Raw genomic sequence first — 10,699 nt, forward strand, 5'->3', positions numbered from 1 at the left:
GACCTTTTGGTTACTTTTGGCTAGGCCGGCATTCCGGGCGTTTGCCAAAAGTGACCCGCTGTAAGAGCGGAACCATAAGTGGCCGTTACCGCAGCAACGGATATGTACCCAATACAGCTACCGCGCCAGCACCATGGCAAAATACCCAAACACCGTGAGCAAAATCCCCGACACCGCATACGCCACCGGAAACCCAATCCACGGCACCGTACTATCAATTTCCTTGGCCGCCTCCCGCGCCGGCCCCGAGTGACTCCGCGCCCCCGCAACACCGCCCATGAGAATCGCCGGGTTGATCTTGAACACATGAAAACCCACAGCCCAAACAATAAACGGTGGAATCGTACAAGCCACGAACCCAAGCAAAAAGATCTTCAACGCAATGATCGCGCTAATCTGCGAAACCAGGTTAGCCCCCGCATTCACCCCCACAATCGCGACAAAGAATATCAACCCCATGTCCTCGAGAATGTTGCGCGCCGCATTCGGTGTATTGCCGAAAAACCGCACCCGCGACACCAGCGACGAGACGATAATCCCCGACACCAGCAACCCGCCCGCATTGCCCAGCCCCACCGCCGCACCGAACGCCGGCACCTGAATCAGCCCGATCAACAACCCCAGCACCATACCCAGCGACAGCGTCAGCAAATCCGTCGCCGTACTCGCCCGCCCCGCCTTGCCCAGCAACGCCGTGGCCTTGTCGATGGCACTGCGCAAGCCAATCAAGTGCATCACATCCAGGCGCTGCAACCGCGTTTCCAGCCCCACCGGAATCGGCGCTCCACCTCGCTCAATCCCCACCAACTGCACCTGACCGGCAATCGGCGACTGGCTGAATTCCTTGAGCGCCCTGCCCACGGCATCCTTGTGAGTCACCAGAATCACCGCCTCATCCAGCGGTATATTCAACGCTCGGGCATCAGGTACTTCCGGCCCGATCAGGCCCATGTGATCGGTCAGCGCATCCAGGCTGCCGCCCAGGGCGACCACATCGCCCAGCTGCAACACCAGCGTCGGATCAGCCCCCAGCAACTCTTCACCACGCTCGACGTTCTCGATCTGGTACAACGCAAAGCGCTGGCGAAACTGCGCGATGCTCTGCCCCACCAGCTCCGGGTTCACCAGGCGATAGGCCCGCAGGTCAAACGGCCGATACCCACTGAGCCCGGCATCGTCGACGTTCGGCACACCGTGCTCCACCTCGAATGCCTTGGCCGCCTTGCGCGCATCCACACCCCACCAGCGCGGCAGGTATTTGCAGATCAGGATGATGCCGACCGTGCCCCAGATATAGGTGATGCCGTAAGACAGCGCGATCATCGCGGTGGCCGCCGCCGCCGTGGTGCCCGGTGGCAGCGGCACCACGCCCGAGGTAATCGCCTGTTCGGCGGAGCCAATCGCCGCCGACATGGTTTGCGAACCGGCAAGAATCCCGCCCGCCGCGCCCACCGGCAGGGATAACAGCCGAACGCCGAGCACCACGATACCCAGCCCGAGGAACGAGGACAGGATCGCCAGGAAGGTGAATTTCAGGCCATCACCCTTGAGACTGTTGATGAACGAAGGCCCGACCCGCAGCCCGACGCCGTACATGAACAGGTAATAAAACAGGCTCTTGGTAAAGTTATCGAGTTCGAAATGTACGCCGTAGTACGACGCCCACGTCGCAATCGCGCAGCCGATCACGATGGCCCCGGCCACCGCGCCCAGGCCATAACCCTTGATGGTGCCGCGCCCGACCCAGACGGACAGGCCAACCACCAGGAACAGCAGGATGTAGGGGTTGTCATGCAGGAAAGTAAAGAAGGCAGTCACGATGATTCGTACCTGGCGATGCAACGCTAAAGGCACCGGGCCTCGAGGCCCGGCGGGTGTTCAGTGCGTTCAGTCGAGGTTCGGGGTGTCGGCCGGGATGACCGGGTCGGCGATGGCGCCATGGCTGAAGCTGGGGCCCGCGTCGGAATGCTCCACCGGGTTTTTCTGCAGGTGGGCAACGGCCTTGCGCAGGTCTTCCAGCAGCAACGCCACCAGGTCACGGCTCACGCCATGCCGTACGAGGATGCGCTGTACCACGACGTTCTGCCGATCGGACGGCAACGGGTATGACGCGATCTGCCAGCCGCGCATGCGCACGCGCTCCGACAGGTCGTAGAGGCTGAAGCCGTGGTCGACGCCGTCCTTGAGCTTGTAGCAGACCGCCGGCAGCCCATCCTTGCCGTCGTACACCAGTTCCAGCGGGGCAAACTTGGTGATTTCCGAGGCCAGCCATTGCGCCGTGTCGGAGCACGCTTGTTGAATCCGCGTGTAGCCGTCGCGCCCCAGCCGCAGGAAGTTGTAGTACTGGGCAATGATTTCACCGCCGGGCCGGCTGAAGTTCAGGGCAAAGGTCGCCATGTTGCCGCCCAGGTAGTCGACGTAGAAGATCAACTCTTCCGGCAGGTCTTCGGTGGAGCGCCAGATAACCCAGCCGACGCCCAGCGGCGCCAGGCCGTACTTGTGGCCGGAAGCGTTGATCGACTTGACGCGCTCGATCACAAAATCCCATTGCAGCTCTTGCTGGATGAACGGGGCGATAAACCCGCCGCTCGCCGCGTCGACATGGATCGGGATATCCAGGCCGAGGTCACGTTGCATCGAGTCCAGCTCGGCCGCCAGGGCTGCGACCGGTTCGTAGATCCCGGTGAAGGTCACGCCCAGGGTCGCGACGACACCGATGGTGTTTTCGTCGCAATATTCCCGCAGGTCGGCCGGGCGCAGGCCCAATGCGTCACCGCGCAACGGCACTTCGCGAATTTCCACATCGAAATAACGGGCGAATTTCTTCCAGCAGATCTGCACCGGGCCGCACACGAAATTCGGTTTGTCGGTGGGCAGCCCCGCCGCTTCCCGGCGTTTCTTCCAGCTCCACTTCAGTGCCAGGCCGCCAAGCATCGCCGCCTCGCTGGAACCGGTGGTGGAGCAACCCACGGTTTGCCACGACTTCGGCGCGTGCCACAGGTCGGCAATGATGTGCACGCAACGGTTTTCGATCTCGGCCGTCTGCGGGTACTCATCCTTGTCGATCATGTTTTTGTCGAGGGCATCGGCCATCAACTGCTGCACTTCGGGCTCGACCCAAGTGGTGCAGAAGGTCGCCAGGTTTTGCCGGGAATTGCCGTCCAGCAGCAGTTCGTCGCGCACCAGGTTGTAGGCGGCCGACGGCGTGGTCGAGTGGTCCGGGAGGCGGTATTTGGGCAGTTTGTGCTGGGCGGAGCCACTCGAATAGACGTCTTCGATGGCTTGGTCCTGGGTCTCTACGGTTCTGTGAAGTGCCATGAAATCCTGCTCTTGAATGAGGGAAATGGCGTAGACGTTGATCGCGACAAATGCCGATCAGGCTGCGTCAGGAAACGAACGATGGAGCGGTGGCGCCGAATATCACACGCACGGCGGCGCAGGAACGTGACCCAGATCATTAAAGGCGTGGATAAGCAGGCAGACGTGCCGGGGGTGCCTGGCAGTGACCTACTGGCTCAGTGCTTCGTTCAATATCAGGCTGCGATAGTGCCCGGGGTTGGAGCCCGACCACTTGCGAAACGCCTTGTAGAACGAGCTGGCATCGGCAAACCCCAGGCGGGTGGCGATCTCGGCAAAGCTGATGTCGGAATCGGCCAGCCAGACGATCGCCAACTCCTTGCGCACGCTGTCCTTGAGGCCCTGGTAGGTCTGCCCTTCTTCCGCCAGGCGCCGGCGCAGGGTCGAGGCCGAAATGCACAGGGATGCGGCCAGGCCTTCGGTTTCCGGCCAGGTGTCGGCGGGCATGTGCCGCAGGTCGGTCTTGATGCGGGTGGCAAGGCTGTCCGGGTCGCGGTATTTGACCAGGATGTTGGCGGGCGCATGGGCCAGGAAGCGCTTGAGCTCCTCCGGGCTGCGCTTGATCGGCAGGTCGAGGCAGTCGGCGGAAAAGATCATCCGGGTACGCGGCCGGTCAAAGCGCAGGTTGTCGGAAAACATCACCTGGTAGTCGTCGCAGAAGTCCGGCTGCGGGCAACGCAGTTCAATCGCCAGGATCGGGATCCGGCGCCCCGCCAGCCAGCAGGCGACGCCGTGGACGATCATCCAGTAGGCGAAATAGGTGAAGGCGCGCCTGGGTGCGGGCTCCGGCTCCAACAGTACGATTTCCGCGAGGCTCTGCTGGCGCACCAGTTGCGCCGGCATGCGCTCGAGCATCAGCGACAGGAACCCCAGGCCGGTTTCCAGCGCAGTGGCCAGGCTCGGTTGTGCCATGGAGGCCCGGCAGAGGAACTCCAGGCTGCCGGATTTGAGCTTGCGCGGGTCCATGCCAAAGAATTCATCGTCCATTCGCCGTGCCAGCAAGCGCCATAAGCGTGCGTAAGCGGTTGCCGGGACGCGTGCGGTTGGCTGGCCCAGCAGTGCTGGATCAATCCCGACCTTGGTCAACACTTCATCGGTCGCCGCACCCGGCGCACAGCTCTGCAACAGGGCTTCGCGGACCAGTTGGATGGAAATCGTGTCTTTTTCCGACATGGGGAATGGCGCAATCCGGTGGCTGGGACGATGCCGCGCATTCTAGTGTCGGATGCGGTTTGCCACCACCGTTCAGTCAAGGTTCAGTAAAGGTCAATATTCCCTGTTTAGTAATGAGTATCATTATGTTACAACTTAGCATCCTATCTAGTGACGATTCGGTGCCGAATGCTTGTTCCCTTTTTAATCATGCTGCGCGAAGGCATAGAAGCCGCCTTGATCGTTGGCATTATTGCCAGCTATCTCAAGCAAACTGGCCGTGGCCAGTACATGCCCGCAGTGTGGATCGGCGTATTTCTGGCAGCGGCCCTCGCGCTGCTGGTCGGCGGTGGCCTGGAACTGGTGAGTGCCGAATTCCCGCAGAAACAACAGGAACTGTTCGAAGGCATCGTCGGCCTGGTGGCCGTGGGCATTCTCAGCTCCATGGTGTTCTGGATGCGCAAGGTCGCGCGCTCCATCAAGCATTCCCTGCATGAATCCCTCGATCATGCCCTGGCCGGCTCCAAACACCAGGTCACCGCGCTGATCGCCATGGTGTTTTTCGCCGTGGCCCGTGAAGGCCTGGAAACCGTGTTCTTCCTGCTGGCCGTGTTCCAGCAAAGCGAAGGTCCGGGCGCGCCGATTGGCGCCCTGCTCGGCCTGATCCTGGCGATCATCGTCGGCTTCCTGATCTACACCGGCAGCATGCGCCTGAACCTCGGTGCGTTCTTCCGCTGGACCGGCCTGTTCATCCTGGTGGTGGCCGCCGGCATCCTCGCCAACTCGGTACAAGCCCTGCACGAAGCCGGGGTATGGAACCACCTGCAAACCGTACTGTTCGATTTCAGCGCGACGCTGCCGATGGATGGCCCGCTGGGCTCGGTGCTGGCCGGCATGTTCGGCTATCAGGACGCCCCGACCATCAGCACCCTCGGTGCCTACCTGATTTACCTGGTGGTGGCCCTGGTGATGTTCTTCCTGCCGGCGCCGCCGAGCAAGCCGGCTACCCGCACAACCTCTTCCGTTTCCAGCCAGTAAGGACCGCCTCTTGTCCAACCAAACCCCTCAACCGGCTCCGCCCTCCCGCGCCTTGCGCTGGGCGGTGGGCGGCTCGGTGGTCGTGATGATCGCCGCCGGTGGCCTGTTCTACTACGCCTCGCAACTGGCCGCCTCCAAGCGCCAGGCCAACCACAATGAAATCGCCGTCACCATCCACGCCCACAGCTGCGAGCCGAATGCGCTGACGGTACCGGCCGGACGCGCCAGCTTCCGCATCATCAACCGCTCGGACCGTGCCGTGGAATGGGAAATCCTCGACGGCGTGCTGGTGGTCGAAGAGCGCGAAAACATCGCCCCCGGCCTGAGCCAAGTGATCAACGCCAACCTGCTGCCCGGCGACTACCAGATCACCTGCGGCCTGCTGAGCAACCCGCGTGGCACCTTGAAGGTGACACCGACTGCCGAGTCTGACGCCCAAGCCAAGGCCAAGCCGTCGATGGTCGCGTTTATCGGCCCGCTGTCGGAGTTCCGCGTGTACCTGAGCAGCCAGGGTAGCGCCCTGGTCAAGGCCGTTACCGCGCTGGACCAAGCCATCGAAGCCGGCGACCTCGCCCAGGCCCAGGCGCTTTACGTACCGGCCCGCGAGGCTTACCAGCGCCTGGCCCCGGCCTCGCAACGCCTGGCGGAACTGGACAACGCGATCAACGCCCGCGCCGACTACTTTGAAAAGCGCGAGCAGGACCCGGCCTTCAGCGGCTTCCACCGTCTCGAATACGGCCTGTTCCAGCAACGCAATCTCGACGGCCTGGCGCCGATTGCCCAGCGCCTGGTCACCGACGTCACCAGCCTCAAGCAACAGCTGCTGGCCCAGTCGCTGCCGCCGGAGCAACTGGTGAGCATCGTGGTGCGCAACCTCAACAGCCTGGCCGACGTACGTGCCGCCAGCGGTGAGGAAGAACGCTACAGCCATACCGACCTCAACGGCTTCGCCGCCAACCTGGACGCCGCCCGCAAAGTGGTCGACCTGATGCGCCCGCTGCTGACCAAATCTGCCGCGCAATTGCTGCCGGGGATCGACAGCGCGATCAACGCCCTCGATGCCGAACTCAACGGTTTGAAAGTCGATGGCCGCTACGCCTCGTATGACAGCGTTACCGCCGATCAGCGCAAGCAGATCGCCGACAAGGCCAAGGCTCTGGCCGTTGCACTCGATGGAATCGACCCCGCCCTTGGCCTTTCCGGCCTGAAGTGAAGACGACCGTAGACATGAGTGATTCAGAACAATTTTCCGCCCAGCGTCGTCGTGTATTGCTGGGTATGGCCGCCACTGGCGCGGCCATTGCCGGCAGCAGCCTGAGCTGCCCTGCAATGGCTGCCAACGCGGCGGCACAGGTGACCACCGCGCCAAGCAGTGAAAAGACCCAGGACCACCACGATTTCCATGGCAAGCACCAGACCGGCATCGTCACTCCGCGCCCGGCCTGCGGCATGTTGGTGGCATTCGACGTGTTGGCCAGCGACCGCGAGGACCTGGAGCGGCTGTTCCGCACCCTGAACGAGCGCATCGCATTCCTGATGACCGGCGGCACCGTGGTGCAAGTCGACCCGAAACTGCCCCCCACCGACTCCGGCATCCTCGGCCCGGTGGTGACACCGGACAACCTGACCATCACCGTATCGGTGGGCGAGTCGCTGTTCGACGAACGCTTCGGCCTGGCCGCGGCCAAGCCCAAGCGCCTGATCCGCATGGTCGGTTTCCCCAACGATGCACTGGAACCGGCGCAGTGCCACGGCGACCTGAGCCTGCAGTTCAGCTCCAACACCCCGGACACCAATATCCACGCCCTGCGCGATATCGTGAAAAACCTGCCGGACCTGCTGCTGGTGCGCTGGAAGCAGGAAGGCAGCGTGCCGCCCCAGGCCCCTGCCCGCCCCGGCGAGCCGGCGCAAAGCGCGCGCAACTTCCTCGGTTTTCGCGACGGTTCGGCCAACCCGAACTCCAACGACAACAAGGCGATGGATCAGATTGTGTGGGTCCAGCCAGGCAGCGACGAACCGGCCTGGGCCGCCAACGGCAGCTACCAGGCGGTGCGGATCATCCGCAACTTCGTCGAACGCTGGGACCGCACCCCGCTGCAAGAGCAAGAAAGCATCATTGGCCGGATCAAGACCAGTGGCGCGCCCATGGATGGCCAGAAAGAAACCCAGGTCCCGGACTACAGCAAGGACCCGGAAGGCAAGTTGACCAAGCTCGATGCCCACATCCGCCTGGCCAACCCGCGTACTGCACAGACCCAGGCCAACCTGATCCTGCGCCGGCCGTTCAACTACTCCAACGGCGTCAACAAAAACGGTCAGCTGGACATGGGGCTGTTGTTCATCTGCTACCAGGCTGACCTGGAGAAAGGCTTTATCAGCGTGCAAACCCGGCTCAACGGCGAGCCTCTGGAGGAATACCTGAAGCCGGTTGGCGGCGGTTACTTCTTCACCTTGCCAGGCGTCACCGGGGCCCAGGATTTCATCGGGCGCACGCTGCTTGATGCGACACATCCACAAACCACTGCCAAAACCTAAAACAAACCCCAGAGCGGAAATCGTCCCATGAAGAAGTCGTCTCTCGCATTGTCGTTGTTAATGAGCCTTTCGCCGCTGGCCGCCTTCGCCGCCACCGCGCCGCTGGACCTGGTAGGGCCGGTGTCAGACTACAAGATCTATGTCACCGAAGAAATCGGCGAGCTGGTCACCCAGACCCAGGCGTTCACCGACGCCGTGAAAAAAGGCGACCTGGCGACCGCCAAGAAGCTGTACGCGCCAACCCGCGTGCACTATGAGTCGATCGAGCCGATCGCCGAACTGTTCAGCGACCTCGACGCCTCCATCGACTCCCGCGTGGACGACCACGAGAAAGGCGTGAAAGCCGAAGACTTCACCGGCTTCCACCGCATCGAGTACAGCCTGTTCTCCGAGAACACCACCAAAGGCCTCGACGCCCTGGCGGACAAGCTCAACAGCGACGTACTGGACCTGAAAACCCGCGTGGACGGCCTGACCTTCCCGCCGGAAAAAGTCGTGGGTGGTGCTGCTGCTCTGCTGGAAGAAGTCGCCGCGACCAAGATCTCCGGTGAAGAAGACCGCTACAGCCACACCGACCTGTATGACTTCCAGGGCAACATCGACGGCGCGAAGAAAATCGTCGACCTGTTCCGTCCGCAGATCGAGAAGCAAGACAAGGCCTTCGTTGCCAAAGTCGACAAGAACTTCGCCACCGTGGACAAGATCCTGGCCAAGTACAAAACCAAGGATGGCGGTTTCGAGACCTACGACAAGGTCAAGGAAGCCGACCGCAAAGCCCTGGTTGGCCCGGTCAATACCCTGGCGGAAGACCTGTCCACACTGCGTGGCAAGCTTGGCTTGAACTGATCCAGACGCTGCATGCTCTCGCCCGGCCTGCCGGGCGAGAGCCTTCCTCAGGCTGACGCCACCTGCACTCCGTCCGAAGGCCGCAAGGCATCGCGGATAGTCCGCAGCTTCAAGCACGTTTCCTCGTACTCACTCCCGGGATCCGACTCGGCGACAATGCCGCAGCCGGCGAACAGGTGCGCCTCACAGCCTCTGATCAACGCCGAGCGCAACGCCACGGCAAATTCACCATCACCCTGCGCATTCATCCAGCCCACTGGCGCTGCGTACCAGCCACGGTCGAGCTGCTCGTGCTCTCGGATATAGGCCATCGCCTCACGTCGCGGCAAGCCACCCACCGCCGGCGTCGGGTGCAGGGCCTGCACCAGTTGCAGCAATTGCACCTGGGGATGCAAGCGGCCCATCACCGGCGTCAACAGGTGCTGCACGTTGGCCAGCCGGTGCAACTGCGGCTGGCTGGCAATGTCGAGCATCGCGCAATAGGGCTGCAATGCTTCGCGCAGGGTTTGAACCACCAGGGTGTGTTCGTGGCGGTCCTTGGGGCTGTCCATCAAGGCCTGGCCAAGTTCGGCATCGTGCTGCTCGTGACGACCACGCGGGCAAGTACCGGCCAACGCCACCGTGTTCAGCGTGCCACGAGTCACCCGCACCAGCCGCTCCGGCGTTGCGCCGAGAAAGCAGCTGTCACCACGGCTGAACGCAAACAGGTACGCCTGGGGATAGGCCGCCTTGAGGTTTTCCAGCAGCGGGCCACAGGGGATCGTCCGTGAGGTGGTCAACCGCACTTCGCGGGCCAGCACCACCTTGCGCAGGTCGCCGGCGTTGATGCGCTGCACGGCCGTCGCCACGGTGTCTTGCCATTGCTGCGCGCTGATGGTGTTTTCGTCGCTCGGTGTGCCGAGGGGAATCTCCTGGCGTGGCGCACTGGCGTAGCGGGACAGAAGCAACGTCCACTGGGTTTCCAGGCTCTGGGCGCAACGCACCGCGTCCGCCCCGGGCTCCAGCCACTGGCTGAAGATCACATGATGTTGCTCGGCTTCCCGCAGCAGCAGGATGCGCGGCAGCACCAGGGAGGTGGCGGCGAATGACTGCCATTTGAGCGAGCGTGGGCCCTTCGGGTCAAACGCAAAGCCGCCACACAGCAACGGCTGGCGCGGCCCCACCTGATGGGCCTGGCTGAGCAACGCCTGCCACGCCAGGGCACTGGCGTTGAAGCGGTCATCGGCCCCGGGGCTGATTTCCTCGGTACAACCAAAGCCGGCCATGGCCAGTGCGCCCCGGTCACTTGACCAGAACAGGCTTTGCCCGAGTACCTGGCGGTTGGCGGCAAATAACCGCAGCGGGTCCAGGCGCTCCGAGGCCAGGCTGAACACCACCAGCACTGCGCCGCCCTTCTCGCGCGCCAGGCGTTCGCCCTCGGTCAGCGCCTGAAGCAATCCCGGCAGACGTTCACTCATGCTCCGCTCCTTGATGCTGCTGGCGCCAGTGGCGCACTTGCTGGTCGATATTCCATTGGATGATCTGCGCAAACAGCGGGACCACGAACATCGGGTCCAACCCTTCGCGCTCGGCCCAGCGGCGGCGATGGGGCAGCATGGCGGCCACCCGCTCGGGGGCGGCGATGCTGGCTTCGTCAGGCTTGAACTGCGCCGCAGCTTTCACATAGGCCAACCGCTGGCCGAGAGCGCGGATGATCTGTTCGTCCAACGTGTCGATACCCAGGCGGACGTCTTCCAGCCCGCTGCACTGCTCAGGTGTTTTCATAGGATTC

General features: G+C 62.9%; 9 protein-coding genes. 4 read left to right on the forward strand and 5 right to left on the reverse strand.

The window, feature by feature from the left end:
* Positions 1-117 precede the first annotated feature (117 nt).
* The 3 genes from HX801_RS19430 to HX801_RS19440 all read right to left on the reverse strand — a co-directional run bounded on the left by HX801_RS19430 (position 118) and on the right by HX801_RS19440 (position 4,530).
* Positions 118-1,818, reverse strand: coding sequence for a transporter (locus tag HX801_RS19430; RefSeq protein WP_177022539.1), 1,701 nt, complete (start codon positions 1,816-1,818; stop codon positions 118-120).
* A gap of 69 nt (positions 1,819-1,887) precedes the next feature.
* Positions 1,888-3,318, reverse strand: coding sequence for a glutamate decarboxylase (locus HX801_RS19435; protein WP_008436222.1), 1,431 nt, complete (start codon positions 3,316-3,318; stop codon positions 1,888-1,890).
* A gap of 189 nt (positions 3,319-3,507) precedes the next feature.
* Positions 3,508-4,530 (reverse strand): AraC family transcriptional regulator, encoded by a 1,023-nt coding sequence (locus tag HX801_RS19440; RefSeq protein ID WP_102369145.1) that lies wholly within the window; start codon positions 4,528-4,530, stop codon positions 3,508-3,510.
* A 168-nt stretch (positions 4,531-4,698) separates the two neighbouring features.
* On the opposite strand from HX801_RS19440, the gene efeU reads away from it, so the two are divergent.
* From efeU to efeO (HX801_RS19460), 4 genes are read left to right on the forward strand one after another with little or no spacing between them, the layout of a single operon-like run.
* Positions 4,699-5,547 (forward strand): iron uptake transporter permease EfeU, encoded by an 849-nt coding sequence (gene efeU, locus HX801_RS19445; RefSeq protein ID WP_003218412.1) that lies wholly within the window; start codon positions 4,699-4,701, stop codon positions 5,545-5,547.
* A 10-nt stretch (positions 5,548-5,557) separates the two neighbouring features.
* A complete protein-coding gene (efeO, locus tag HX801_RS19450) occupies positions 5,558-6,760 on the forward strand; it encodes an iron uptake system protein EfeO (protein WP_102604984.1) in 1,203 nt (400 codons plus the stop codon).
* A 14-nt stretch (positions 6,761-6,774) separates the two neighbouring features.
* Complete coding sequence (gene efeB / locus HX801_RS19455; RefSeq protein ID WP_008436218.1) at positions 6,775-8,082, forward strand: iron uptake transporter deferrochelatase/peroxidase subunit; 1,308 nt, start codon at positions 6,775-6,777, stop codon at positions 8,080-8,082.
* Positions 8,083-8,109: 27 nt separating this feature from the next.
* On the forward strand, positions 8,110-8,928 hold the full coding sequence (efeO, locus tag HX801_RS19460; RefSeq protein ID WP_003218415.1) for an iron uptake system protein EfeO: 819 nt from the start codon (positions 8,110-8,112) through the stop codon (positions 8,926-8,928).
* 47 nt (positions 8,929-8,975) lie between these two features.
* Here efeO (HX801_RS19460) and HX801_RS19465 read toward each other — a convergent pair whose 3' ends face one another.
* Together HX801_RS19465 and HX801_RS19470 are read right to left on the reverse strand one after the other, a co-directional pair.
* Entirely contained in the window at positions 8,976-10,385 is a 1,410-nt protein-coding gene (locus tag HX801_RS19465; RefSeq protein WP_003218416.1) for an isochorismate synthase, read from the reverse strand.
* Positions 10,378-10,692, reverse strand: coding sequence for an isochorismate lyase (locus HX801_RS19470; protein WP_003218417.1), 315 nt, complete (start codon positions 10,690-10,692; stop codon positions 10,378-10,380). The genes HX801_RS19465 and HX801_RS19470 overlap by 8 nt, the downstream gene beginning before the upstream one ends.
* Between the last annotated feature and the right edge of the window lie 7 nt (positions 10,693-10,699).

It is taken from the genome of Pseudomonas sp. G1002, assembly GCF_013385455.1.
Classification (GTDB): domain Bacteria; phylum Pseudomonadota; class Gammaproteobacteria; order Pseudomonadales; family Pseudomonadaceae; genus Aquipseudomonas.

Excerpts from the sequence above, each read along its gene's own strand:
- HX801_RS19440 (WP_102369145.1), bottom strand. The coding sequence starts at position 4,530 with ATGTCGGAAAAAGACACGATTTCCATCCAACTGGTCCGCGAAGCCCTG.
- HX801_RS19435 (WP_008436222.1), bottom strand. The coding sequence starts at position 3,318 with ATGGCACTTCACAGAACCGTAGAGACCCAGGACCAAGCCATCGAAGAC.
- HX801_RS19465 (WP_003218416.1), bottom strand. The coding sequence starts at position 10,385 with ATGAGTGAACGTCTGCCGGGATTGCTTCAGGCGCTGACCGAGGGCGAA.
- HX801_RS19470 (WP_003218417.1), bottom strand. The coding sequence starts at position 10,692 with ATGAAAACACCTGAGCAGTGCAGCGGGCTGGAAGACGTCCGCCTGGGT.
- efeU (WP_003218412.1), top strand. The coding sequence starts at position 4,699 with ATGCTTGTTCCCTTTTTAATCATGCTGCGCGAAGGCATAGAAGCCGCC.
- efeB (WP_008436218.1), top strand. The coding sequence starts at position 6,775 with ATGAGTGATTCAGAACAATTTTCCGCCCAGCGTCGTCGTGTATTGCTG.
- efeO (WP_003218415.1), top strand. The coding sequence starts at position 8,110 with ATGAAGAAGTCGTCTCTCGCATTGTCGTTGTTAATGAGCCTTTCGCCG.